Source organism: Kitasatospora sp. NPDC090308 (genome assembly GCF_044769485.1).
In the GTDB taxonomy this organism is placed as follows: domain Bacteria; phylum Actinomycetota; class Actinomycetes; order Streptomycetales; family Streptomycetaceae; genus Kitasatospora; species Kitasatospora fiedleri.
In genome coordinates this window covers 126,095-150,806 of sequence record NZ_JBIVXY010000014.1, presented here as the reverse complement: position 1 = coordinate 150,806, position 24,712 = coordinate 126,095, and the positions used below count along the sequence as shown (strand labels likewise).

General features: G+C 73.6%; 23 protein-coding genes. 10 read left to right on the top strand and 13 right to left on the bottom strand.

What is annotated here, in order from left to right; all coding sequences use genetic code 11:
* Positions 1–103: 103 nt before the first annotated feature.
* Entirely contained in the window at positions 104–1,702 is a 1,599-nt protein-coding gene (locus ACIQVD_RS27160; RefSeq protein WP_402291980.1) for a hypothetical protein, read from the bottom strand.
* Positions 1,703–2,080: 378 nt separating this feature from the next.
* On the opposite strand from ACIQVD_RS27160, the gene ACIQVD_RS27155 reads away from it, so the two are divergent.
* Positions 2,081–3,406, top strand: coding sequence for an MFS transporter (locus ACIQVD_RS27155; protein WP_400689894.1), 1,326 nt, complete (start codon positions 2,081–2,083; stop codon positions 3,404–3,406).
* A 26-nt stretch (positions 3,407–3,432) separates the two neighbouring features.
* Here ACIQVD_RS27155 and ACIQVD_RS27150 read toward each other — a convergent pair whose 3' ends face one another.
* The 9 genes from ACIQVD_RS27150 to ACIQVD_RS27110 all read right to left on the bottom strand — a co-directional run bounded on the left by ACIQVD_RS27150 (position 3,433) and on the right by ACIQVD_RS27110 (position 10,960).
* Positions 3,433–4,017 carry a hypothetical protein gene (locus ACIQVD_RS27150; protein ID WP_402291979.1) on the bottom strand — a complete coding sequence of 195 codons (585 nt, stop codon included), beginning with the start codon at positions 4,015–4,017 and terminating at the stop codon, positions 3,433–3,435.
* A gap of 149 nt (positions 4,018–4,166) precedes the next feature.
* A complete protein-coding gene (locus tag ACIQVD_RS27145; RefSeq protein ID WP_051817190.1) occupies positions 4,167–4,454 on the bottom strand; it encodes a metal-sulfur cluster assembly factor in 288 nt (95 codons plus the stop codon).
* Positions 4,455–4,593: 139 nt separating this feature from the next.
* Positions 4,594–5,046 carry a Fe-S cluster assembly sulfur transfer protein SufU gene (gene sufU / locus ACIQVD_RS27140; protein WP_100840242.1) on the bottom strand — a complete coding sequence of 151 codons (453 nt, stop codon included), beginning with the start codon at positions 5,044–5,046 and terminating at the stop codon, positions 4,594–4,596.
* Between the two features lie 10 nt (positions 5,047–5,056).
* Positions 5,057–6,319: a cysteine desulfurase gene (locus tag ACIQVD_RS27135; protein WP_100840243.1), complete on the bottom strand. Its 1,263-nt coding sequence runs from the start codon at positions 6,317–6,319 to the stop codon at positions 5,057–5,059.
* Positions 6,316–7,080 (bottom strand): Fe-S cluster assembly ATPase SufC, encoded by a 765-nt coding sequence (gene sufC, locus ACIQVD_RS27130; protein ID WP_400689886.1) that lies wholly within the window; start codon positions 7,078–7,080, stop codon positions 6,316–6,318. Before sufC ends, ACIQVD_RS27135 begins: the two co-directional genes overlap by 4 nt.
* A 6-nt stretch (positions 7,081–7,086) precedes the next feature.
* Positions 7,087–7,404 carry a non-heme iron oxygenase ferredoxin subunit gene (locus ACIQVD_RS27125; protein ID WP_111552928.1) on the bottom strand — a complete coding sequence of 106 codons (318 nt, stop codon included), beginning with the start codon at positions 7,402–7,404 and terminating at the stop codon, positions 7,087–7,089.
* The gene (sufD, locus tag ACIQVD_RS27120) at positions 7,401–8,633 is read right to left on the bottom strand and encodes a Fe-S cluster assembly protein SufD (RefSeq protein WP_400689883.1); all 1,233 of its coding nucleotides are present in this window, start codon (positions 8,631–8,633) and stop codon (positions 7,401–7,403) included. Before sufD ends, ACIQVD_RS27125 begins: the two co-directional genes overlap by 4 nt.
* A gap of 60 nt (positions 8,634–8,693) precedes the next feature.
* Positions 8,694–10,106: a Fe-S cluster assembly protein SufB gene (gene sufB / locus ACIQVD_RS27115; RefSeq protein ID WP_100840246.1), complete on the bottom strand. Its 1,413-nt coding sequence runs from the start codon at positions 10,104–10,106 to the stop codon at positions 8,694–8,696.
* A complete protein-coding gene (locus ACIQVD_RS27110; RefSeq protein ID WP_400689878.1) occupies positions 10,103–10,960 on the bottom strand; it encodes a helix-turn-helix transcriptional regulator in 858 nt (285 codons plus the stop codon). The genes sufB and ACIQVD_RS27110 overlap by 4 nt, the downstream gene beginning before the upstream one ends.
* 124 nt (positions 10,961–11,084) lie before the next feature.
* Here ACIQVD_RS27110 and ACIQVD_RS27105 point away from each other — a divergent pair, with 124 nt between their 5' ends.
* The 3 genes from ACIQVD_RS27105 to ACIQVD_RS27095 all read left to right on the top strand — a co-directional run bounded on the left by ACIQVD_RS27105 (position 11,085) and on the right by ACIQVD_RS27095 (position 13,819).
* Positions 11,085–12,002 carry an ABC transporter ATP-binding protein gene (locus ACIQVD_RS27105; RefSeq protein WP_400689875.1) on the top strand — a complete coding sequence of 306 codons (918 nt, stop codon included), beginning with the start codon at positions 11,085–11,087 and terminating at the stop codon, positions 12,000–12,002.
* Positions 11,999–12,769 (top strand): ABC transporter permease, encoded by a 771-nt coding sequence (locus tag ACIQVD_RS27100; RefSeq protein ID WP_402291978.1) that lies wholly within the window; start codon positions 11,999–12,001, stop codon positions 12,767–12,769. Before ACIQVD_RS27105 ends, ACIQVD_RS27100 begins: the two co-directional genes overlap by 4 nt.
* An 84-nt stretch (positions 12,770–12,853) precedes the next feature.
* Positions 12,854–13,819: a heme A synthase gene (locus ACIQVD_RS27095; RefSeq protein WP_400689869.1), complete on the top strand. Its 966-nt coding sequence runs from the start codon at positions 12,854–12,856 to the stop codon at positions 13,817–13,819.
* A gap of 232 nt (positions 13,820–14,051) precedes the next feature.
* Here ACIQVD_RS27095 and ACIQVD_RS27090 read toward each other — a convergent pair whose 3' ends face one another.
* Positions 14,052–14,384 carry a hypothetical protein gene (locus tag ACIQVD_RS27090; RefSeq protein ID WP_282202815.1) on the bottom strand — a complete coding sequence of 111 codons (333 nt, stop codon included), beginning with the start codon at positions 14,382–14,384 and terminating at the stop codon, positions 14,052–14,054.
* A 9-nt stretch (positions 14,385–14,393) separates the two neighbouring features.
* Positions 14,394–15,653 carry an FAD-dependent monooxygenase gene (locus tag ACIQVD_RS27085; RefSeq protein WP_402291977.1) on the bottom strand — a complete coding sequence of 420 codons (1,260 nt, stop codon included), beginning with the start codon at positions 15,651–15,653 and terminating at the stop codon, positions 14,394–14,396.
* A 123-nt stretch (positions 15,654–15,776) separates the two neighbouring features.
* Here ACIQVD_RS27085 and ACIQVD_RS27080 point away from each other — a divergent pair, with 123 nt between their 5' ends.
* On the top strand, positions 15,777–16,421 hold the full coding sequence (locus ACIQVD_RS27080) for a DUF2461 domain-containing protein (RefSeq protein WP_400689863.1): 645 nt from the start codon (positions 15,777–15,779) through the stop codon (positions 16,419–16,421).
* 24 nt (positions 16,422–16,445) lie between these two features.
* Here ACIQVD_RS27080 and ACIQVD_RS27075 read toward each other — a convergent pair whose 3' ends face one another.
* Entirely contained in the window at positions 16,446–17,390 is a 945-nt protein-coding gene (locus ACIQVD_RS27075) for a heme o synthase (RefSeq protein WP_400689860.1), read from the bottom strand.
* A 401-nt stretch (positions 17,391–17,791) separates the two neighbouring features.
* Between ACIQVD_RS27075 and tkt the strand changes: the two genes are divergently transcribed.
* The 5 genes from tkt to pgl all read left to right on the top strand — a co-directional run bounded on the left by tkt (position 17,792) and on the right by pgl (position 24,658).
* A complete protein-coding gene (gene tkt, locus ACIQVD_RS27070; RefSeq protein WP_400689858.1) occupies positions 17,792–19,888 on the top strand; it encodes a transketolase in 2,097 nt (698 codons plus the stop codon).
* 99 nt (positions 19,889–19,987) lie between these two features.
* Positions 19,988–21,130, top strand: a complete 1,143-nt coding sequence (gene tal / locus ACIQVD_RS27065) for a transaldolase (protein ID WP_400689855.1) — start codon at positions 19,988–19,990, stop codon at positions 21,128–21,130.
* 71 nt (positions 21,131–21,201) lie between these two features.
* Complete coding sequence (zwf, locus tag ACIQVD_RS27060; RefSeq protein WP_282206612.1) at positions 21,202–22,761, top strand: glucose-6-phosphate dehydrogenase; 1,560 nt, start codon at positions 21,202–21,204, stop codon at positions 22,759–22,761.
* Positions 22,758–23,921, top strand: a complete 1,164-nt coding sequence (opcA, locus tag ACIQVD_RS27055) for a glucose-6-phosphate dehydrogenase assembly protein OpcA (protein ID WP_402291976.1) — start codon at positions 22,758–22,760, stop codon at positions 23,919–23,921. Before zwf ends, opcA begins: the two co-directional genes overlap by 4 nt.
* On the top strand, positions 23,918–24,658 hold the full coding sequence (pgl, locus tag ACIQVD_RS27050) for a 6-phosphogluconolactonase (RefSeq protein ID WP_402291975.1): 741 nt from the start codon (positions 23,918–23,920) through the stop codon (positions 24,656–24,658). The genes opcA and pgl overlap by 4 nt, the downstream gene beginning before the upstream one ends.
* Positions 24,659–24,712: the final 54 nt, after the last annotated feature.

Here is a 24,712-nt window from a genome sequence, read left to right as displayed (position 1 = left end):
GAACCTGTCGAGCCATCAGACGGACGTGGAGGGCTCGCGGAGAACTCGGCGGGGCCCGCCGGGGAGGGGCCCGCCGGAGAAGAGCCCCGCCACCCGCCACCCGCTACCCGGTCTGCCCGCGCAGCGACCGCGCCCGGACCGCCGCCCGCCGGGCCTCCTTGGCGACCTTGCGGTCGAGGTGCAGCTCGCCGACCGCCTCCAGCACCTCCGCCGTCATCGGGTGCGGCACCCGCCAGACCTCGCCGAAGTAGCTGGCGGGGTTGTCGGTGACGGGCAGGTCGGCCACCAGCGCCTGGAGCCGGCCGCCCTCGCCGGCGGTCAGCAGCATCACGGCGGCCATCGAGTCGATCACCCGCCAGAGCGCGACCTCGCGGTCCGCCGCCGCGACGTCCGCGCCGCGGGCGCGCAGCCACTCGCGGGCCAGCCCGCCCAGCTCGGGGTCGTCGACCGCCTCCCGCACCAGCGGGGCCGCGTCCTCGCCGAGCTCGCCGAGGCCGAGCACGCAGTAGTAGCGGCGGACGGGCGACTGCGCGTCGCGTCCGCGCGCGCCGGCCAGCAGTTCGCGGGCGGCGTCGCGCGGGTCGCGGGCGGCCAGCCAGGCCTTGAGCTCGGGTTCGGCGAAGAGCTGCCCGTTCTCGGCGAGGGCGCGCAGGAAGGCCGGGCCGTCCTGGTCGGCGAGGTCGCCGACCAGCGGGGCGTCGTAGCCGTCGGCGAGCAGCCACTCGCGCACCGCGTACTGCCCGAGCGGGGTGAGCCGGACGGTGCCGAAGCGGGCCGCGTCCTCCTCGGTCAGCGGCCGGTCGGTGTCGACCACCTCGGCGGCCTCCGCCGGTGCCCCCGTCTCCCCCTCCTCGAACAGGTCGGGGTCGATCGGCCGGTGCTCGACCAGCCCGAGTTCGGCGAGGTCGCCGAGCATCGGGTCGAGGACGACCATCAGGTCGGTGATCTCGCCGAGCATCTCCTCGTCGGGCTCCTGCCCGTCGGGGACGACCAGCAGCGCGGCGAGCACGCCCAGCGGGACGGTCTCGGCGCCGGGCTCGGCGAACGCGGTGGTCTCGTACAGCACGTGCAGCGCCTCGTCGAGGATCTCGGCGGCCTGCTCCCGGGCGTCCTCGACCTCCGCCAGGGCCTCGCCGTCGTCGTCCGGGCCGCCCTCGACCACCTCGGGGTCGACCGACTCGGCCTCCGCGGCGAGTTCCCGGACCAGTTCGGCGGCCTCGAACCAGAGGCCGAGGACGGCGGCGGGCTCGCCGGCCTCGACGGCCTCCAGGTCGGGGCCGGGGATGGCGACGTGGGTGCCCTCGTCGGTGGTGCCGGTCTCGACCAGGTCGAGGTCGCAGGCCAGGGCCCAGGCCCGCATCGCCTCGACCACGTCGTCCTCGTCCGGGTCCTCGGCGCCGAGCATCCGGGCGGCCCGGACCCGGTCGGCCTCGCCGAGGTCGCCGTGCTCGTCGACCTCGCGGTGCGGGGCGATCCAGCGGGCCAGCGCGACGACCCGGGAGATCAGCGGGACGGCCAGCGCGGCGGCGGCCAGCTCGGCGTCCGGCGGGAGGGTGATCGGCGGGATCAGGACGGCCGTGTCGTCGGGGTCCTCGTCGCCGCTCTGCGCGCCGTACAGGTCGGCGAGGTCGTAGTCGGCGGGCAGCAGCCCTTCGGCCTCGGACGGCTGCTGGTCAGGGGTGTTACGGCTACGTCCGGCCATCGCGCGCGTTCTCCCGGGTGCGTCGCAGGGCACCGCCGTCCGGTGGGCGGCCCGCCCGGGGGGCGGCGGACGCGGGGAGCGGCGGCGCGGGCCGTGCGTGTCGGCCCGTCAACCCAGCGTATCGGCCGCCACGACCGAACGCCTGAGCTGCGCGGGCGTCCGCCCGAACGAGTGGGGCGGTGCGTCCGAACGAGTGCCCGCCGGCACGTATCCTTCGGTGGGCGACGCGCACCACCCCCGCGCGCACGCCCCGGGACCCGGAGCGACGGCGCTCCGCACTCCACGTACCACGTGCACATCCGCACCGTCCGACCCGTGCCGCCACACCCTGGCCCGGCCGTGCCCGACGGTGCCCGGCCACTCCAGGAGACCCCTGCCATGGCGGACCTCTCCCCCGCCGGCCCCGGCCTGAGCACCGCTCAGTACGCCGACCGCCGACTGTCGGAGGCCCTGCTTCCGCTGGAACTCGCGCCCCGCAAGCAGCTCCAGCTCGCCGCGATCAGCCGCTGGAACGCGCTGCGCGGCATCCGCGTCGGCCTGGTGGCCGCCGCCCTGCTGCTGATGCTGATCGGCGCGAACCTCGCCACCCCGCTCTACCCGGTGCTCCAGCAGCGCCTGGGCCTGAGCCCGCTGGACACCACGGTCCTGTTCACCGTCTACGTGTTCGCGCTCGTCCCGGTGCTGGCCGCGGTCGGCCACTGGTCGGACCACCTGGGGCGGCGCGCCCTGATCCTGCCCGCGGTGGCACTGGCCGCCGCCGGGGACGCGGTGTTCGCCACCGCCGGCTCGTTCTGGCAGCTGGCCGCCGGACGGGCCGTCCAGGGCGTCGCGGTCGGGCTGTCCACGGGCGCGGCGGGCGCCGCCCTCGGCGACCTGCTACCGGACCGGCCCACCCTGGCCGCCAAGCTCACCCTGGCCTGCTCGGCGGGCGGCGTCGCGCTCGGCCCGCTGGTCGGCGCCGCGCTCACCGACGACGCGAAGCCGCTGCTCGGCCCGTTCCTGCCGCACGCGGTCGCGCTGCTGGCGCTGTGCGTGCCGCTCGCCCTGGTGCACCCGCGGATGCCCGGCCCGTTCCGGCCCCCGGCCTCCCCGCCGCGCGTCACCACCCCGGCCCACCTGCGGCCCCGGCGGCTGCGGCTGCCGCGCGCCGGACGCCGCGAGTTCCTGCTGGCCGCCGCCGCGGGCTTCGTCTCCTACGCGGTCTTCGGGGTCTACCTGGCGCTCGCCCCGGCCTTCTCCGCGACCCTGCTGCACACCCGCTCCCCGCTGGCGGGCGCGGCCGTCGCCGCGCTGCTGCTCGGCTCCTCGGCCGCCGCCCAGCTGCTCGTCCCGCCCACCTCCGACCGGGTGGTCGTGGCGGCCGGCCTGACCGGCCTGGCCGCCGGGCTCGGCCTGCTCACCACGGCCGCCGCGACCGGCACCCCGGCGCTGCTGTTCGTCGGCAGCGTGCTGGCCGGCGCCTGCCAGGGCGTGGCGTTCCGCTCCCTGTTCACCGCCGCGGTCGCCGCCCTCGACCCGGCCCGCCGCGGCAGCGAGCTCTCCGCCCTCTGGGTGATCGTCTACCTGGGCTCCTCCGCCCCGATCATCGCCGTCGGCGCCCTCACCCGCGCCTACGGCCTGCTTCCCGCCGTCACCGTCTTCGCCCTCACCGCCGCCACCGCCGCCCTCGCCCTGGCGGGCGCGGTGCTGCGCCGCCGGGGCTGACCGCGGCGGCCCGGGCCGCCCGGGCGTCAGCGCCGCAGCGCGTCGCCCGCAGCGCGGTCGGGTGCGAGGAACAGGTCCATCGCGGAGTCGGCGATCTCCAGGGCCGTGCCGCCGTCCGCGTCCAGGACGCCGTCGCGCAGGCCGGCGAGCGGGTCCGGGCTCGCGGCAGCGGCGGGCTGGTCGGCGGGGCGGGCGGCGGCGGGGCGGGCGGCGGCGGTGACGGTCGCGACCGGACGGGGGCCGGTCCGCTTCCCGGCCGAGGCGGAGGCGGAGACCGAGGCGGGGGCTGAAATCGACCTCGAAGCCGGTCCCGGAACAGCGGGAGAGGCAGCGGGAGAGGCAGCGGCCTCCGGAGCGGGCAGCACCTCCGGCGCGGCGGAGCCGGTGGCCGCCGGAGCCCCGGTCACGGCGACCGCCACCGCCGGATCGCCGTCCTTCCCGCCGCCCGCGAGGCCGAGCACGGCCGCGCCGCCCCCGCCGACCAGGGCGAGCGCCCCGGCCGCCGCCCCGGCGATCCGCAGCCGTCTGCGCCGCCGCTGCTCCCGCTCGTGCCGCTCGGCCATCGCGGCCCAGTCCGGCTGCCCGTGCCCGCCACCCGACCCGAAACTCATGGTCCGGCAGTCTAGTTCGGCCCGGCGCCCCGGAATTCCCGGAACGGAACGGAACGGAACAGAACGGAACAGAACGGAGAGGGGCGGGGACCGAAGTCCCCGCCCCTCTCCGGTACCGATTGCCGGTGCCGATTGCCGGTGCCGACCGCTCAGACGTTGAAGCCGAGCGCGCGCAGCTGGTCGCGGCCCTCGTCGGTGATCTTGTCGGGGCCCCACGGCGGCATCCAGACCCAGTTGATCCGCAGGTCCTTGACCAGGCCGTCGGTGGCGGTGCGGGCCTGGTCCTCGATCACGTCGGTGAGCGGACAGGCCGCGGAGGTCAGCGTCATGTCGACGGTGGCGGTGTCGTCCGCGTCGATGTGCAGGCCGTAGATCAGGCCCAGGTTGACGACGTCGATGCCCAGCTCGGGGTCGACGACGTCCATCAGGGCCTCCATGAGGTCCTCGGTGGAGACCGTCCCGGCGCTGGTGAACGCCCCCGGGGTCTCGGACTCCGCGGCCGCGGCCTCGGCCGCGGGGGCCTCGGCCTCGGTGGTGGTGTCGTTCTCGCTCATGAATCCAGTGTCCTAACGGGCGTCAGTCGGTGAGGGGGGGCTGGCCGCCGAGCGCCTTGGCGGTGGCGTCCTTCCAGGCCATCCAGCTGAGCAGGGCGCACTTGACCCGGGCCGGGTACTTGGAGACCCCGGCGAAGGCGACCGCGTCCTCCAGGACCTCCTCGTCGCCCTCGGACTGGCCCTTGCTCTGCATCAGTTCGAGGAAGGCCTCCTGGATCTGCTGCGCCTCGCCGACCGGCTTGCCGACCACCAGGTCGTTGAGCACGGAGGCGGAGGCCTGGCTGATCGAGCAGCCCTGCGACTCGTAGGAGACGTCGGCGACGACCGCGCCGTCGAGCCGCACCCGCAGGGTGATCTCGTCGCCGCAGGTCGGGTTGACGTGGTGCACCTCGGCGTCGCCGTCCCGCAGCCCCTTGCCGTGGGGGTTGCGGTAGTGGTCCAGGATGATCTCCTGGTACATCGAGTCGAGTTTCATGGCAGCCGCCTCAGCCGAAGAAGTTGCGGACGTGGTGGAGACCGTCGATCAGCGCGTCCACCTCGCCGGGCGTGGAGTACAGGTAGAACGACGCCCTGGTGGTCGCCGGAATTCCGTACCGCAGGCAGACCGGCCGCGCGCAGTGGTGGCCGACCCGGACCGCGATGCCCTGCTCGTCCAGCACCTGGCCGACGTCGTGCGGGTGGATGTCGCCGAGCGTGAAGGAGATCGCCGCGCCGCGGTCGACGGCCGTGCGGGGACCGATGATCCGCAGGTCGGGCACCTCGTTCAGGCGCTCGATGGCGTACGCGGTGATCGCGTGCTCGTGGGCGGCGATCCGGTCCATGCCGATCTCGGACAGGTAGTCGATGGCCGCGCCGAGCCCGACCGCCTGGGCGATCGGCGGGGTGCCGGCCTCGAACTTGTGCGGGGCGGGCGCGTAGGTGGACGAGCCCATCGTCACGGTCTCGATCATCTCGCCGCCGCCGAGGAACGGCGGGAGGTCCTCCAGCAGCTCCTGGCGCCCCCAGAGCACGCCGATGCCGGTGGGGCCGACCATCTTGTGCCCGGTGAAGGCGACGAAGTCGGCCTCCAGCGCCTGCACGTCCAGCACCATGTGCGGGGCGGCCTGCGAGGCGTCGATGGCGACCAGTGCGCCGACCGACTGCGCCTTGCGGACGATCGCGTCGACCGGGTTGACGGTGCCCAGCAGGTTGGAGACCAGCGTGAAGGAGACGATCTTCGTCTTCTCGGTGATCAGCTCGTCGATGTTCGACAGGTCGAGCCGGCCGTCGTCGGTGAGCGAGAACCACTTCAGCTTCGCGCCGGTGCGCTGCGCGAGCAGCTGCCACGGCACGATGTTGGAGTGGTGCTCCATCTCGGTGATCACGATCTCCGAGTCGGCGTCGACCTTGTACGGCTCGTCGGCCCAACCCAGCATGTTGGCCACGAGGTTGAGCGACTCGGAGGCGTTCTTGGTGAAGATCACCTCGTTGCGGCTGGGCGCGTTGACGAAGGCCGCGACCTTGTCCCGGGCGCCCTCGTACAGCGCGGTGGCCTCCTCGGCCAGCACGTGCACGCCGCGGTGGACGTTGGCGTTGTGCTGCTCGTAGTAGGCGTTCAGCGCCTCCAGCACCTGGCGCGGCTTCTGCGAGGTCGCCGCGTTGTCCAGGTAGACCAGGGGCCGGCCGTCGTGCAGCTGCCGGGACAGGATCGGGAAGTCCTTGCGGATCGCGTCCGTGTCGAGGAGTCCGGTCAGATGGGAATGGGTCACTCTGAAGCGCCGCCCTTCACGTAGCTCTCGTAGCCCTCTTCCTCCAGCTTGTCGGCGAGCTCGGCGCCGCCGGACTCGACGATCCTGCCGCCTGCGAAGACGTGCACGTGGTCGGGCTTGATGTAGCGCAGGATGCGGGTGTAGTGGGTGACCAGCAGGGTGCCGACCTCGCCGGTCGAGCGGACCCGGTTGATGCCCTCGGAGACGACCCGCAGCGCGTCGACGTCCAGACCGGAGTCGGTCTCGTCGAGGATGGCGATCTTCGGCTTGAGCAGCTCCAGCTGGAGGATCTCGTGGCGCTTCTTCTCGCCGCCGGAGAAGCCCTCGTTGACGTTGCGCTCGGCGAACGCCTGGTCCATGTGCAGGGCGGCCATCGCCTCCTTGACCTCCTTGACCCACAGCCGCAGCTTGGGGGCCTCGCCGCGGACGGCGGTGGCGGCGGTGCGCAGGAAGTTGGAGACCGAGACGCCGGGGACCTCGACCGGGTACTGCATGGCCAGGAAGACGCCGGCCCGGGCACGCTCGTCGACGGACATCTCCAGCACGTCCTCGCCGTCCAGCAGCACCTGGCCGCCGGTGACGGTGTACTTGGGGTGGCCGGCCAGCGAGTAGGCCAGGGTCGACTTGCCGGAGCCGTTCGGACCCATGATCGCGTGGGTCTCGCCCTGCTTGACCGTCAGGTCGACGCCCTTGAGGATCTCGCGGGGACCGCCCTCGGCCTCGACGGTGACGTGCAGGTCGCGGATTTCAAGCGTTGCCATGGGTACTCAGTTCTCCTGGTTGACGGAGACGAGCACATCGTCCCCTTCGATCTTTACGGGGTAGACGGCGACCGGCCTGGTCGCGGGCAGCCCGGACGGCTTGCCGGTGCGCAGGTCGAAGCTGGAGCCGTGCAGCCAGCACTCGATCATGCAGTCCTCGACCTCGCCCTCGGACAGCGAGACGTTGGCGTGCGAGCAGGTGTCGTTGATCGCGAACACGCCCTCGTCGGTGCGGACGACCGCCACCGGGACGCCGTTCAGCTCGACCTTCTTGGGCACGTCCTCCTGCAGGACGCTCAGCGCGCAGGCCCGGACGTAGCTCATGCCACGGCCGCTTCCAGCTCGGCCTCGATCTTCTCCAGCAGCCGGTCCTGGATCTCGGCGACGCCGATCTGCTGGACCAGCTCGGCGAAGAAGCCGCGCACCACCAGGCGGCGGGCCTCGTCGGCCGGGATGCCGCGGGACTGCAGGTAGAACAGCTGCTCGTCGTCGAAGCGGCCGGTCGCGGAGGCGTGGCCGGCGCCGACGATCTCGCCGGTCTCGATCTCCAGGTTCGGCACCGAGTCGACCCGGGCGCCGTCGGTGAGCACCAGGTTGCGGTTGAGCTCGTAGGTGTCGGTGCCCAGCGCGGCGGCCCGGATCAGCACGTCGCCGATCCACACCGCGTGCGCGTCCTGGCCCTGGAGCGCGCCCTTGTAGGCGACGTTGGAGCGGCAGTGCGGGGTGTCGTGGTCGACGACCAGGCGGTGCTCCAGGTGCTGCCCGGCGTCAGCGAAGTACAGGCCGAACAGCTCGGCCTCGCCGCCGGGGGCGGCGTAGTTGACCCGCGGGTGCAGGCGCACCACGTCGCCGCCGAAGGTGACGACCACCGACTTGAACGAGGCGTCCCGGCCGACCAGCGCGTTCTGCTGGGCGACGTGCACCGCGTCGCGGTCCCAGTCCTGGACCGAGACGAAGGTCAGCTTGGCGCCGTCGCCGACCAGCAGGTCGACGTTGGCGGCCCGGGTGCCGGTGCCGGTGTGGTTGAGCACCACGACGGCCTCGGCGAACGGCTTGACCTCGACCACCAGGTGGGCGAAGCGGACGCCGCCCTCGCCGTGCACGTCGATCCGGACCGGCTCGGTGAGCGCGGTCTCCTTCGGGACGGTCACCACCAGGGCCTGCTCGAAGGCGCTGAACGCCTGCGCGGCGACCCGGTCCACCGGGGTGCCGGCCCTGCCGACCCGGGCGTCGTCCCGGCCGACCAGCTCGGAGGTGACGCCCTCCGGCAGGCCCAGCTCGATCTTGTCCTCGCCGGCGGCCGCCTCGGCGGCCTTGCCGTCGTGCAGCCCGCCGAGGCGGTGCAGCGGGGTGAACCGCCAGTCCTCCTCGCGGCCGGTGGGCACCGGGAAGTCGTTGACGTCGAAGGACGGCTTGACCGCGACCCGGGCGTCGATCGGCTGCCGGACGGTGTCGCGCCCGGTGCCCGGACCGGCGAGCTGCGCGCCGGCGCCGGCGGTTCCGACCTCGATCGAGCCGGCGGTGGTGGAGCCGGGGGTGTTCTGCTCAGCCATGGCTGTTCGTGTTGCTCTCTTTCGGGAATGGTCGACGGACGGGCGGGGGCTGACGGCGCGTCAGCCGACCGCGCCCTCCATCTGCAGCTCGATCAGCCGGTTCAGCTCCAGCGCGTACTCCATCGGCAGCTCGCGGGCGATCGGCTCGACGAAGCCGCGGACGATCATCGCCATCGCCTCGAACTCGGTCATGCCCCGGCTCATCAGGTAGAACAGCTGGTCCTCGGAGACCTTGGAGACGGTCGCCTCGTGGCCCATCGACACGTCGTCCTCGCGGACGTCCACGTACGGGTAGGTGTCCGAGCGGGAGACGGTGTCCACCAGCAGCGCGTCGCACAGCACGTTGGACTTGGCGCCCTTGGAGCCCTCGCCGATCTCGATCAGGCCGCGGTAGGAGGTCCGGCCGCCGCCGCGCGCCACCGACTTGGAGACGATGTTGGAGGAGGTGTTCGGCGCCATGTGGACCATCTTCGCGCCGGCGTCCTGGTGCTGGCCCTCGCCCGCGAAGGCGATCGACAGCGTCTCGCCCTTGGCGTGCTCGCCCATCAGGTAGACGGCCGGGTACTTCATGGTGACCTTGGAGCCGATGTTGCCGTCGATCCACTCCATGGTCGCGCCCTCGTACGCCACGGCGCGCTTGGTGACCAGGTTGTAGACGTTGTTCGACCAGTTCTGGATGGTCGTGTAGCGGCAGCGGCCGCCCTTCTTGACGATGATCTCGACCACCGCGGAGTGCAGCGAGTCCGAGGAGTAGATCGGCGCGGTGCAGCCCTCGACGTAGTGGACGTAGGCGTCCTCGTCGACGATGATCAGCGTCCGCTCGAACTGGCCCATGTTCTCGGTGTTGATCCGGAAGTAGGCCTGGAGCGGGATGTCCACGTGCACGCCCTTCGGCACGTAGATGAACGAGCCGCCGGACCACACCGCGGTGTTCAGCGCGGCGAACTTGTTGTCGCCGGCCGGGATGACGGTGCCGAAGTACTCCTTGAAGAGCTCCGGGTGCTGCTTGAGCGCGGTGTCGGTGTCCAGGAAGATGACGCCCTGCTCCTCCAGGTCCTCGCGGATCTGGTGGTAGACGACCTCGGACTCGTACTGGGCGGCCACGCCGGCGACCAGGCGCTGCTTCTCCGCCTCCGGGATGCCCAGCTTGTCGTAGGTGGCCTTGATGTCGGCGGGCAGGTCCTCCCAGGACTCGGCCTGCTTCTCGGTGGAGCGCACGAAGTACTTGATGTTGTCGAAGTCGATGCCCGACAGGTCGGAGCCCCAGGTCGGCATGGGCTTCTTGCCGAACAGCTTGAGGCCCTTGAGGCGGAGGTCGAGCATCCACTCGGTCTCGTTCTTCTTCGCCGAGATGTCGCGGACCACGTCCTCGCTCAGGCCGCGCTTGGCGGCGGCGCCGGCGGTGTCCGAGTCGGCCCAGCCGTACTCGTACGTGCCCAGGCCTTCGAGCTCGGGGTGTGCGATGTCAGTCATGCGAGGTTCCTCCGCGCGGACGAGCCGTTCTCGATGGGGGACGTACCGGCAGTCGGCGCGGCACCGGGCGTCCGGGGGGACGACGGTGCGGCACCGGATGCCGGCACATACGTGGTGCAGACCCCGTCGCCGTGGGCGATGGTGGCCAGCCGTTGCACATGGGTACCCAGAAGCTGCGAGAAGACCTCGGTCTCCGCCTCGCAGAGCTGCGGGAACTGCTCGGCGATGTGCGCGACCGGGCAGTGGTGCTGGCAGAGCTGGGCGCCCGCCGGTGCGGCGGGCGCAGCGGCGGCGGGCGGAACGCGCCGCACCGTGGCAGCGTACCCGTCGGCACTGAGCGCCTCGGCCAGTGCCTCGGCGCGCTGTTCGGCGCCGGCCTGGTCGAGGGCGTCCTGGTACTTGAGGCCCTGCTTGGCGAGCCGGGCCCGGGCGAAGGCGGCGACCGCCTCCTCGCCCGCGCTGCCGCCGCCGGCCGCGTCCGAGATCCAGCGCAGCGCGTCGGCGGCGAGCTGGTCGTACGCCTGGTAGAAGGCGCTGCGGCCGCTGTCGGTCAGGGCGAACACCTTGGCCGGGCGGCCGCGGCCGCGACTGCCGTGGACCCGCTGCTCGCGGGACTCCACCAGCCCGGCGGCGGCCAGGCCGTCCAGGTGGCGGCGGACCGCGGCGGAGGTCAGGCCGAGGCGGCCGGCCAGGTCGGCGGCCGAGGAGGGCCCGTGGTCCAGGATCGAACGGGCGACCCGGTCCCGGGTCGCCCGGTGGCCCTCGGCGAGGGCCTCCGACGCCGCCGCGGGCACGGCGCAGCCGGGAGCCTCGGGCTCCCGGTGCTGGGCGTCGTGCTCGCGGATGTTTTTCACAACACGATTGTTGCTTAATTCGTCCGGCGGAAACAAGCCGTGACCCACGCCTCACCGGTGTCGTCCATCACGAAAGGCAAGCCTTACCTGAAAGGGGCCGTGAGCTGCTCCTAGACTCGCCGCTATGCATGCAGACCCCGCCGTCGAGGTGACCGGACTGGTCAAGCGGTACGGCGACAAGACCGCCGTGGACGGGCTGAGCCTGGCCATCGCCCGCGGTACCGTCACGGCGGTGCTGGGCCCCAACGGGGCCGGCAAGACCACCACGATCGAGACCTGCGAGGGCTACCGCCGCCCCGACGCGGGCACCGTCCGGGTGCTGGGGCTGGACCCGGTGGCGCAGGCCGGGCGGCTCAAGCCGCGGATCGGCGTGATGCTCCAAACGGGGGGCGTGTACGCCGGGGCGCGCGCCCTCGAAATGCTCCGGCACACCGCCGCGCTGTACGCGGACCCGCTGCCCGTCGGCCCGCTCGCCGAGCGCCTGGGCCTGGACTCCTGCGGCCGCACCCCCTACCGCCGGCTCTCCGGCGGCCAGCAGCAGCGCCTGGCCCTGGCGATGGCCGTGGTCGGCCGCCCCGAGCTGGTCTTCCTGGACGAGCCCACCGCCGGCCTCGACCCGCAGGCCCGGCGCGCCACCTGGGAGCTGGTCACCGAGCTGCGCGCGTCCGGCGTCACCGTCGTCCTCACCACCCACCGGATGGACGAGGCCGAGCAGCTCGCCGACGACGTCGCGATCGTCGACCGCGGCCGGGTGATCGCCCAGGGCTCCCCCGACGAGCTGCGCGGCACCGACGCCCGGCTGCGCTTCGACGGCCCGCCCGGCCTCGACCTGGCCGCGCTGCGCAAGGTGCTGCCCGACCGCGCCGCCGTCACCGAACCCGCCCCCGGCTCCTACCGGGTCGAGGCCGAACTCGACGCCGCCCTGCTCGCCGCCGTCACCGGCTGGTGCGCCGCGGCCGGGGTGATGCCCGACAAGCTCGCGGTCCAGCGCCGCAGCCTCGAAGACGTCTTCCTCGACCTGACCGGACGTGACCTGCGATGACCGCCACCGACCTCACCCCCCGCCCGGGCGCCGCCCCGGTCGGCCGGATGCTGCTCGCGCAGACCGCCCTGGAGACCAGGATGCTGCTGCGCAACGGCGAGCAGCTGCTGCTCACCGTGGTCATCCCGACCGTGCTGCTGGTGCTGTTCTCCGCGGTCGACGTGGTCGCCGTGGACGGCCCGGGCCGGCGGGTCGACTTCCTGGCCCCGGGCCTGCTGGCGCTGGCGGTGATGTCCACCGCGTTCACCGGGCAGGCCATCGCCACCGGCTTCGAGCGCCGCTACGGCGTGCTCAAGCGGCTGGGCGCCACCCCGCTGCCGCGCTGGGCGCTGCTGGCCGCGAAGACCGGCTGCGTGCTGGTCACCGAGCTGCTCCAGGTGCTGCTGCTGTCCGCGATCGCGCTGGCGCTGGGCTGGTCCCCGCACGGGAACCCGCTGGCGGTGCTGCTCCTGCTGGTGCTGAGCACCGCCGCGTTCTCCGGCCTGGGCCTGCTGATGGCGGGCACCCTGCGGGCCGAGGCCACGCTGGCCGGCGCCAACCTGGTGTTCGTCCTGCTGCTGCTGGCCGGCGGCGTGGTCGTCCCGCTGTCGAGGTTCCCGGACGCGGTGCGCCCGGTGCTGGAGCTGCTGCCGATCTCGGCGCTCTCCGACGGCCTGCGCTCGGTCCTCCAGCTCGGCGGCGGCGTGCCCTGGTCCGACCTCGGCGTGCTGGCCGGCTGGTCGGTGCTGGGCCTGGCCGCCGCGGCCCGGTTCTTCCGCTGGGAGTGACGTCCGCCACCGGCCGCCGGGAGTGACGCGCGGCACCGTTCTCCCGGGGCCGGGGCGCCGCGTAAGCCCGCCTACGATGGTCCGGTGACCAACCCGCTCTCCCTCCTCGCCGACCGCTGGCACCCGACCACCCGGACCGTCCGCCGGGCGGCGCTGACCGCACTGGTGATGAGCGTGGTGATCGTGGTGACCGGCGGCGCCGTCCGGCTGACCGCCTCCGGCCTGGGCTGCACCACCTGGCCGCGCTGCACCGCCGAGAGCCTGACGCCGACGCCCGAGATGGGCATCAACGGCGTCATCGAGTTCGCCAACCGGATGCTCACCTACGTGCTGTGCGCGGCGGTCGGCTGGTTCATCCTGGCGGCCCGCTGCGCCAAGCCGTGGCGGCGCCCGCTGACCCGGCTCGGCTGGGCGCAGTTCTGGATGGTGATGAGCAACTCGGTGCTGGGCGGCATCACCGTCCTCACCGGTCTGAACCCGTACATCGTGGCGGCGCACATGGTGGCCGCGATGGGCCTGGTCTGGGTCGCGGTGCTGTCCTGGGAGCGCGCCGGGGAGGGCGACGGCCGGCCGCGCGCCCTGGTCGCCGAGCCGATCCGGCTGCTGGCCCGGGTCCTGGTGGCGGTGATCGGCCTGCTGGTGCTGGCCGGCACGCTGGTCACCGGGGCGGGCCACCACCCGGGGGCCTCCGCCAAGGACGGCAAGCCGGTGTACCGCATCCCGGTCGACTACGACCGCCTGGTCCAGGCCCACGCCGACCTGGTGTTCCTCTCGGTGGGCCTGACGCTGGCCGCGCTGCTGGTGTTCGCCGCGGTCAAGGCCCCGCCGGCCGCCCGGGCCCGGGTGCGGGAGCTGTTCGTCCTGCTGCTGCTCCAGGGCGTGCTCGGCTTCGTGCAGTACTTCACGGACGCGCCGGAGCTGATGGTCGGCCTGCACATGCTGGGCGCCGCGCTGATCTGGGCCGCCGCGCTGCGCGTCCCGCTGGCGCTGCGCAGCCGGGCCGGCGTGCCCGCGCAGGCCGGCGCACCGGCCGCCGAACTGGTCGGCTGACCCGCGTCACCACCCGTCCCGGCGCGGGACCTCCGCCCGCACGGGACGGACGCGGCCCGGCCTCGCAGCGGGCGCCGGGCGAGCGACCGCGGGTCGACCGCACCGTGACGACCGTGACGACCGGGATGCCGCGACGGCCGGAGCGGGCCGGCCCCGCCGAACGCGCAGGAGCGCGGACGGCTGTCCGCGCTCCTGTGGAAACTCCCCGTCCCGGACGGACGGCCCCGGCCGGTCAGACCTGGATGCCCGCCATCCGCTTCCACTCGTACGGGCCGGTCCGCACCTTGAGGCCCAGCTCGCCGTCGAACTCGTCGTGCAGGGTGAGCCCGGCGAGCTCGGCGGCCCGCAGGCCGATCGCGTAGCTCGGCGCGACCTGGTCGCCCCAGGTGCCGTCGGCGCCGACCAGGACGATCCGGGTGGCGATGGAGCCGACGTACTCGACGACGCCCTCGGCGCTGCCGCCGTGCTGCGCGGCGAAGCTGCTGAGGTGCTTGGCAATGCGCTTGGCGCGGCGCTCGGCGCGGGCGTCCGGCGCGGTGGTGGTGGCGGTCTCCGCGGTGGTCATGCCCGCATGCTACCGACCGGTAGCGCAGCTGGCGACGGCAGCGCGCTGTGCCGGCGGCCACACGTCCGCCACGGGCAGCGCGCCGGCCCCCGCGTAGGCCCGGGCGAACTCGGCCGCCTCCGGGCCGGGCCGGGCGATCCGGCGGATCCGCTCCAGCCGCAGCCGCAGCGCGAACTCGCGCTGTTCGGGCGGCAGCCCGGCGGGCAGGTGGAGCAGGTCGAGCAGCCGGTCGGAGAACTCCTGGGTGCGCCAGGCCGCCGCCAGCCGGCGCTCCTGGTAGCCCTCCAAGGCCGCCCCGCCGCCCTCGCCGTCGCCGCCCTCGGCGCGCAGTTCCGCCAGCAGCGCCCCGGCCAGGTCGGCGGCGTCGGCGACCGCCGAGTTGAGGCCCTTGGCGCCGGACGGGGTGACGGTGTGCGCGGCGTCCCCGGCCAGCAGCAGCCGCCCGTGCCGCATCCGGCGGGCGACCCGGCCGCGCATCCGCAGCACCCCGGTCTCCAGCAGCTCCCCGGGCCGCGGGTCGCCGCCGCCGAGGCCGAGGCGCCGGGCCAGCTCGGCCCGGATCCGGTCCGGCGGCCACCCCCCGACCCGCTCCCCCGCGGGCACCTCCAGGTAGAACCGCCCGACGTCGGCGGTGCGCGGCATCATCCCGGCGTACCCGTCCGCGTGCACCGCGTACCGCACCGCCGCCACCGGCCGGTCGATCCGGGCCAGCACCGTCAGCCAGTCGTACGGGTAGCGCCGCTCCGGGCCCGCCGCGCCGTCCGGGAAGGCGGCGGCGACCACGCCGCGCGCGCCGTCGCAGCCGACCGCGTACCGGGCCCGCAGCTCGCCGCCGGCGGTGCGCAGCACCGGGTGCCCGGCGCGGTCCGGCGCCACCGCCAGGACCGGCGAGCCGAAGGCGATCGTGCCGCCGTCGCGCTCGTAGGCGGCGATCAGGTCGCGCACCAGCAGCTGCTGCGGGTACACCCAGTGCCGCACCCCGCCGGAGAGCGCGCCGTAGTCGACCACCACCCGCTCGCCCAGGCAGCTGATCTCGCACCGGCCGTGCCGCTCGCCCTCCGCGGCCAGCCGGTCGGCCAGGCCGAGCGCGCGCAGGTACTCGACCACCCGGTGCTCCAGCACCCCGGCCCGGGCGGTGGCCTCCAGCTCGGCCCGGGACAGCCGCTCGTGCACCGCCGCGTCCACCCCGGCCCGGCGCAGCGCGTGCGCGAGGACCAGCCCGGCGGGCCCGGCGCCGACGATCGCGACGGTGGTGGTGCGGGGCGTCATCGGCGGCCTCCAGCTGCTCCCCGCGCGCCCGGTGCGCCCGGCGGTCGCCTGGCAACCTAACACTGACGCGGCGTCAGCCCGCCGCCGGGCGGCGGTGCCCGGACGCGGGTGAATACTGTCCGGGTGAACGATTTCCGTGGCTGGCCGGCCGAGGCGCTGGAGTTCTACGAGCACCTGGAGGCCGACAACTCGAAGACCTTCTGGGCCGCGCACCGCGCGGTGTACGACGAGGTCGTGCGGGCCCCGATGGAGGCGCTGCTGGCCCGGCTGGAGCCGGAGTTCGGGCCGGGGAGGATCTTCCGGCCGCACCGGGACGTCCGGTTCTCGGCCGACAGGTCCCCGTACAAGACGCACATCGGCGGGTACCTGGAGTCCGGCGGCTACGTGCAGCTGTCCGCCGATGGGCTGGCCTGCGGGCTGGGCTACTACCGGCTGGCGAGCGACCAGTTGGCGCGCTACCGGGCCGCGGTGGCCGAGGACGTGCCGGGGGCCGAGCTGGAGCGGGTGGTGGCCGGCGTCCGGGCGGCCGGGCCGCAGGTGGTCGGGCGGGACAGCCTGAAGACCGCGCCGCGCGGCACCGCCAAGGACCACCCGCGGATCGAACTGCTGCGCCACAAGGGCCTGGTCGCCTGGCAGGAGTGGGAGCCCGCGGCCTGGCTGGGCACCGCGCGGGCGTACGACCGGATCACCGGCTTCCTGCACGCGGCGGCGCCGCTGCACGCCTGGCTGGAGAACCACGTCGGCCCCAGCGAGCTGCCGCCGCGCTGAGGCCGAGGGGGTGTGCGGGGGGCGTCAGCCCACGAAGGGGTCGATCGCCACGACCAGGAACAGCAGGGTCAGGTAGGTGATCGACCAGTGGAACAGCCGCATCTCCTTGAGCTTGGCGCCCACGATGCCGGCCTTCGCGCGCGACTGGAGGGCGTAGGCCTCCTTCATCCACAGCGCGCCGAGGACGGCGGCGGTGGTCGGGTACAGCCAGCTGGTGTGCGCGGCGGGCCACAGCAGCAGCGAGGTCGCCACCATCACCCAGGAGTAGGCGACGACCTGCTTGGCGACGCCGATGTTGCCGCGGATCACCGGCAGCATCGGCACGCCGGCCTTGGCGTAGTCGTCGCGGACCTTCATCATCAGCACCCAGGTGTGCGGCGGCGTCCAGAAGAACACCACCAGGAACAGCACCACGGCCGCCCAGGACAGCGAGTCCGTCACCGAGGACCAGCCGACCAGCACCGGCATGCAGCCGGCGATGCCGCCCCAGACCACGTTCTGCGAGGTGCGCCGCTTGAGGCCCAGGGTGTAGACGAACACGTAGAACAGCAGGGCGCCCAGGGCGAGCGCCGAGGAGAGCCAGTTGACCAGCAGGCCGAGCCAGAGGGTGGAGACCGCCGCCAGCACGACGCCGAAGACCAGCGCCTCGCGCGGGGAGACCATGCCGGTGACGATCGGGCGCCGCTCGGTGCGCGACATCACCGCGTCGATGTCGCGGTCGATGTACATGTTGAGCGCGTTGGCGCCGCCCGCCGACAGGTAACCGCCGACCACCACCGCGAGCACCCGCCACAGGTTGGGCACCCCGCCCTGGGCCAGGAACATCACCGGGACCGTGGAGATCAGCAGCAGTTCGATGATCCGGGGTTTGGTGAGGGCCACGAAGGCCCCGACGCGGGCCCCGAACGGCCGGGGCGCGGTCCTCGTCCCTACCACCACCCCAGCGGGGCGGGATTCGACGGCGGTCACGGACACCTCAACAGTCGATGAACTTCCACAGGCGACCCGGAGACCCGCAGGGTGCCCGCCGTCCGCTCTGCGCGTACCACGCAACCATAGACGTTCCATATCTCCCGATCCGCCCCGGGGTCCCCCGGCGAGCCGCGTCCGCTCCCGTCTTGCCCCTCGGACGGGCAAACCCTCCCTGGAGGGGTGAAGGTAGGACAGACGAGTTGACGGCCCGGCAGGGGGAATGCGACGCCTCGGACCCACGTTGCCCGGCACAGAGGGTGAGGTGCCCCGCTAACGGTAGGCTCGCACAGAGAAGCGGGATCAACCCTCCGTGATCGGCACCAGCCACAGCGGCGTGGCCGACCGGTCCCCTTCACGGGGTCACACTTCACAGAATCCGGAAGGAGCCCTGAGTCAGGGTGAGCACCACGCGGAACGTTTTTGAGTGGAGCGAGTTGGACCAGCGGGCCGTCGACACGGCCCGGGTCCTGGCCATGGACGCCGTGCAGAAGGTGGGGAACGGACACCCCGGCACCGCCATGTCCCTGGCCCCCGCCGCCTATCTGATCTTCCAGCGCTTCCTGCGCCACGACCCGACCGACCCGGCCTGGGTCGGCCGCGACCGCTTCGTGCTCTCCCCCGGGCACACCTCCCTCACGCTGTACACCCAGCTGTTCCTGTCCGGCTACGGGCTGTCGCTGGACGACCTGAAGTCCTTCCGGGTCGCCGGCAGCCGTACCCCCGGCCACCCGGAGCACGGCCACACCGCCGGCGTCGAGACCACCACCGGCCCGCTCGGCCAGGGCATCGGCAACGCGGTCGGCATGGCGATGGCGGCCCGCTACGAGCGCGGCCTGTTCGACCCGGAGGCCGCGGCCGGCGCCTCGCCGTTCGACCACACCGTCTGGGCGATCGTCTCCGACGGCGACCTGGAGGAGGGCATCTCGGCCGAGGCGTCCTCGCTGGCCGGCCACCAGAAGCTGGGCAACCTGGTCGCGCTCTACGACGACAACCACATCTCGATCGAGGGCGACACCGAGACCGCCTTCTCCGAGGACGTGCTGGCCCGCTACGAGGCGTACGGCTGGCACGTCCAGCGGGTCGCCCCGAAGGCCGACGGCGACATCGACGTGCCCGCCCTGGCCAAGGCCCTGGAGGCCGCCCGGGCCGAGACCGGCAAGCCGTCGATCGTCGCGATGCGCACCATCATCGCCTGGCCCGCGCCGAACGCCCAGAACACCGGCAAGGCGCACGGCTCGGCCCTCGGCGACGCCGAGATCGCCGCCACCAAGAAGGTGCTGGGCTTCGACCCGGACAAGACCTTCGAGGTCACCGACGAGGTGCTCGCCCACACCCGCGAGGTGGTCGGCCGCGGCCAGCACGCCCGCGCCGCGTGGGAGGGTCGGCTCGCCGACTGGCGCGCCGCGCAGCCCGAGCGCGCCGCCGAGTTCGACCGGATCCAGTCCGGCGAGCTGCCCGACGGCTGGGAGAAGGCCGTCCCGGTCTTCCCGGCCGGCAAGGACGTCGCCACCCGCAAGGCCTCCGGCGACACCCTGAAGGCGCTCGGCAAGATCGTCCCCGAGCTGTGGGGCGGCTCCGCCGACCTCGCCGAGTCGAACCTGACCACCATCGACGAGGAGTCGTCCTTCCTCCCGGAGGGCAACCCGCTCAAGAGCGCCTCGCCGTACGGCCGGACGATCCACTTCGGCATCCGCGAGCACGCCATGGGCTCGATCATGAACGGCATCGCGCTGCACGGCCGCACCCGGATCTACGGCGGCACCTTCCTGGTGTTCTCCGACTACATGCGCCCCGCGGTCCGGCTCGCCGCCCTGATGAAGCTGCCGGTCACCTACGTCTGGACGCACGACTCGATCGGCCTCGGCGAGGACGGCCCGACCCACCAGCCGATCGAGCACCTGGCCGCGCTGCGCGCCATCCCCGGCCTGGCCGTGGTCCGCCCGGCGGACGCCAACGAGACCGCCGTGGTGTGGCGCACCCTGCTGGAGCGGCAGACCAGCCGCCCCGGCCCGGTCGGCCTGGCGCTGACCCGGCAGGGCGTGCCGACCTACGACCGCGAGGTGTTCGGCTCCGCCGAGGGCGCGGCCAAGGGCGGCTACGTGCTGGCCGAGGCCGCCGGCGGCGTGCCGAAGGTCATCCTGATCGGCACCGGCTCCGAGGTGCAGATCGCCGTGGCGGCCCGCGAGGTGCTGGAGGCCGAGGGCGTCCCGACCCGGGTGGTCTCGCTGCCCTCGGTGGAGTGGTTCCGCGAGCAGGACCAGTCCTACCAGGACAGCGTGCTGCCGCCCGACGTCAAGGCCCGGGTCTCGGTCGAGGCGGGCATCGCCCAGGGCTGGCGCGAGCTGGTCGGCGACGCCGGCCGGATCGTCAGCCTGGAGCACTTCGGCGCCTCCGCCGACTACAAGGTGCTGTACGAGGAGTTCGGCCTCACCGCCGAAGCGGTCACCACCGCCGCCCGTGCCTCGCTGCGCACGGTCGAAGCCGTCTCGCGCTGACGCGCTGATCCGCCCGGCCCGGGGTATCCGCACCGCCCCGGGCCGGCGCCCCGGACTCCCCACGCACGCCCGAAGAGAAGAGAAGAGGGACTGAGCACCATGACCGACGCATTGAACCGCCTCAGCGAAGCAGGCGTGGCGATCTGGCTCGACGACCTGAGCCGCGAGCGCCTGAACTCCGGCAACCTGGCCGAGCTGGTGCAGGAGAAGCACGTCGTCGGCGTCACCACCAACCCGACCATCTTCCAGAAGGCCATCGGCGGCGGCAGCGCCGCCTACGACGGCCAGCTGACCGACCTCGCGGTGCGCGGCGTCACCACCGAAGAGGCCGTCCGCATGATCACCACCTCGGACGTGCGGGACGCCGCCGACGTGCTGCGCCCGGTCTACGACGCCTCCAACGGCCGCGACGGCCGGGTCTCCATCGAGGTCGACCCGCGCCTGGCGCACCGCACCGACGCCACGGTGGCCGAGGCCAAGCAGCTCTGGTGGCTGGTCGACCGCCCGAACGTGCTGATCAAGATCCCCGCCACCATGGGCGGCCTGCCCGCGATCAGCCAGGTGCTCGCCCGGGGCATCAGCGTCAACGTCACGCTGATCTTCTCGCTGGAGCGCTACAAGGCCGTCATCGACGCCCACCTGACCGGCCTGGAGCAGGCCAAGGCCGCCGGCCTGGACCTCTCGCAGATCGAGTCGGTCGCCTCGTTCTTCGTCTCCCGGGTCGACACCGAGATCGACAAGCGGCTGGACGGCGTCGGCACCGCCGAGGCCAAGGAGCTGCGCTCCAAGGCCGCGCTGGCCAACGCCCGCCTCGCCTACCAGGCGTACGAGGAGGTCTACGGCTCGGTCGACGGCGGCAAGCCCGCCTCGGCCCGCTGGGCGGCCCTGGAGGCGGCCGGCGCCAAGCCGCAGCGCCCGCTGTGGGCCTCCACCGGCGTCAAGGACCCGAACCTGCCGGACACCCTGTACGTGACCGAGCTGGTCGCCCCGGGCACCGTCAACACCATGCCCGAGGCCACCCTGGACGCCACCGACGACCACGGCGAGGTCACCGGCGACACCATCACCCCGAACTACGCCGACGCCAAGGCCGTGCTCGACGCGATCGCCGCCGCGGGCGTGGACTACGACGACGTGGTCCAGGTGCTGGAGGACGAGGGCGTGCAGAAGTTCGAGGCGTCCTGGACCGAGCTGCTCGACACCGTCAGCGCGGCGCTCGCCGCGCACGACAAGAAGAACTGACCCCTGCTCACGAACTGACGCAACGGAAAGCGGAGCACACCACAGTGAGCAACACCCAGCCGTACCCGGATGTGGAGGGCACGGAGCCGGCCGCGGGCGACACCCCGGACCGGCCCGTCAACCCGCTGCGCGACCCCGCCGACCGGCGGCTGCCGAGGATCGCCGGCCCGTCCGGCCTGGTGATCTTCGGGGTCACCGGCGACCTCTCGCGCAAGAAGCTGATGCCGGCGGTCTACGACCTCGCCAACCGCGGCCTGCTGCCGCCGGGCTTCTCGCTCGTCGGCTTCGCCCGCCGCGAGTGGGAGGACGAGGACTTCGCCAACGAGGTGCACGACGCCGTCAAGGAGCACGCCCGCACGCCCTTCCGCGAGGAGGTCTGGGAGCAGCTCGCCAAGGGCATGCGCTTCGTCCAGGGCGACTTCGGCGACGACGACGCCTTCGACACCCTGCGCCGCACGATCGAGGACCTCGACCGGGCGCAGGGCACCGGCGGCAACTTCGCGTTCTACCTGTCGGTGCCGCCGAAGTTCTTCCCGACCGTGGTCCAGCAGCTCAAGAAGCACGGCCTGACCGACCCGGCGCCGGGCTCCTGGCGCCGGGCGGTGATCGAGAAGCCGTTCGGCCACGACCTGGCCAGCGCCCAGGAGTTGAACCGGATCGTCCACGAGGTCTTCCCCCGTGACGAGGTCTTCCGGATCGACCACTACCTGGGCAAGGAGACCGTCCAGAACATCCTGGCGCTGCGCTTCGCCAACCAGATGTTCGAGCCGATCTGGAACCGGTCGTACGTCGACCACGTGCAGATCACCATGGCCGAGGACATCGGCATCGGCGGCCGGGCCGGCTACTACGACGGCATCGGCTCCGCCCGCGACGTCATCCAGAACCACCTGCTCCAGCTGATGGCGCTGACCGCCATCGAGGAGCCGGCGTCCTTCCACCCGAAGGCGCTGGTCGCCGAGAAGCTGAAGGTGCTCAGCGCCGTCAAGCTCCCCGCCGACCTGGGCGCGCACACCGTGCGCGGCCAGTACGCGGCCGGCTGGCAGGGCGGCGAGGAGGTGCTCGGCTACCTGGACGAGGACGGCATCGACCCCGAGTCCAAGACCGACACCTTCGCCGCCATCAAGCTGGAGATCAACAACCGCCGCTGGGCGGGCGTCCCGTTCTACCTGCGCACCGGCAAGCGGCTGGGCCGCCGGGTCACCGAGATCGCGGTGGTCTTCCAGCGGGCCCCGTACCTGCCGTTCGACTCCTACGCCACCGAGGAGCTCGGCCAGAACGCCCTGGTGATCCGGGTCCAGCCGGACGAGGGCGTCACCGTGCGGTTCGGTTCGAAGGTCCCCGGCACCGCGCTGGAGGTCCGCGACGTCACGATGGACTTCGCCTACGGCGAGTCCTTCACCGAGTCCAGCCCGGAGGCGTACGAGCGCCTCATCCTGGACGTCCTGCTCGGCGACGCGAACCTCTTCCCGCGGCACCAGGAGGTCGAGCTGTCCTGGCAGATCCTCGACCCGATCGAGCAGTACTGGGAAGCCAACGGCAAGCCCGCGCAGTACCCGGCCGGCACCTGGGGCCCGGTCGAGGCGGACGAGATGCTCGCACGAGACGGCAGGAGCTGGCGCCGGCCATGAAGATCGACCTGACGGACACCACGTCCAGCAAGATCAACGCAGCCCTGATGAACGCCCGGCGGGAGAGCGGCTCGACCGCCGCCGGCATGGTGCTGACCCTGGTGATCGTGACGGACGAGGGCAGCGCGTACGACGCGCTCAAGGCCGCCAACGACGCCTCCCGCGAGCACCCCTCGCGCATCCTGGCCGTCATCAAGCGGGCCGGGCGCTCGCCCCGCGCCCGGGCCGAGACCCGGCTCGACGCGGAGATCCTGGTCGGCACCGACGCGGGCAGCGGCGAGACCGTCATCCTGCGCATGCACGGCGAACTCGCCGCGCACGCCCAGTCCGTGGTGCTGCCGCTGCTGCTGCCGGACGCCCCCGTGGTGGTCTGGTGGCCGGACAACGCGCCGCTCAACCCGGCCCAGGACCCGCTCGGCGCGCTCGCCCAGCGGCGGATCACCGACGCGGTGACCGCCGAGTCCCCGGTCGGCCAGCTCGCCCAGCGGGCGGCCGGCTACACCCCCGGCGACACCGACCTCGCCTGGACCAGGATCACCGGCTGGCGCTCCATGCTGGCCGCGGCCCTGGACCAGCGCGACGTCACGATCACCGGCGCGGTGGTCGAGGGCGAGTCCTACAACCCCAGCGTCGAACTGCTCGGCCTGTGGCTGAACAACCGGCTGCGCGTCCCGGTCGAGCGGGTCGTCACCGGCGGCCCCGGCATCACCGCGGTGCGGCTGCACACCGAGGACGGCGACATCACGCTCGACCGCCCCGACGGCCTGCTCGGCACGCTCTGCATGCCCGGCGCGCCCGACCGGATGGTCGCCCTCAAGCGCCGCGACACCGCCGAGCTGATCGCCGAGGAACTGCGCCGCCTCGACCCCGACGACATCTACGCCACCGCCGTCCGCACCCCGGTCGACCGGCTGCGCGAGCGGATCGCCGGAGTCGAGCACGCGGGCCCCGGCGGCACCGTGGAGGCCGCGGCCCCCGCGGCCGCGGAACCGGACGCCAAGGTCGTCGAGGCCGCCGTCGCCGCCCCGGCCCGGGTCAGCGCCAAGCTGCCCGGCAAGGCCGCCCCGGCCAAGAAGGCGGCCCCCGCCAAGAAGGCCGTGACGGCCAAGAAGGCCGCGACGGCCGAGAAGACCGCCCCGCGCAAGCGGAGCGGCCAGTGAGCACCGACCGGGTCCTGGTCCACCGGGACGCGGCGCTGCTCGCCCAGGCCGCCGCCGCCCGGCTGCTCACCGCCGCGGCCGACGCCCAGGCCGCCCGCGGCACCGCGCACCTGGTGCTCACCGGCGGCCGCAACGGCAACGCCCTGCTGGCCGCGCTCGCCGCCCACCCGGCGCGCGACGCGGTCGACTGGGCGCACGTCGACCTGTGGTGGGGCGACGAGCGCTACCTCCCGGCCGGCGACCCGGAGCGCAACGCCGTCCAGGCCGCCGCGTTCCTGGACGCCGTCCGGCCGCTCGGCGCCCGGGTGCACGAGATGCCCCCGGCCGACGGCACCACCACCGCCGAGCGGGCCGCCGAGCGCTACGCCGCCGAACTGGCCGCGGCCGCCGCCCCCGGCGAGCGGCTGCCGCTGTTCGACGTCCTGCTGCTGGGCGTCGGCCCGGACGCGCACGTCGCCTCGCTCTTCCCCGGCCACCCCGGCACCGAACGGAGCGACGGCACGGTCATCGCCGTCCACGACTCCCCCAAGCCCCCGCCCACCCGCCTCTCCCTCACCCTCCCCGCCCTGCACCACGCCCGCCAGGTGTGGCTGCTGGCCGCCGGCGAGGACAAGGCCGACGCGGTCGCCCTGGCCCGCACCGCCCCCGGCGCCACCACGGCCCCGGCCGGCGCGGTCACCGGCACCGAGCGGACCCTGTGGCTCCTCGACGAGAAGGCGGCGGGGAAGCTCGCCTGACGCACCGGCGCGAAAAGGAGCCGCCCACCCGGAGGACTCTCCGGGTGGGCGGCT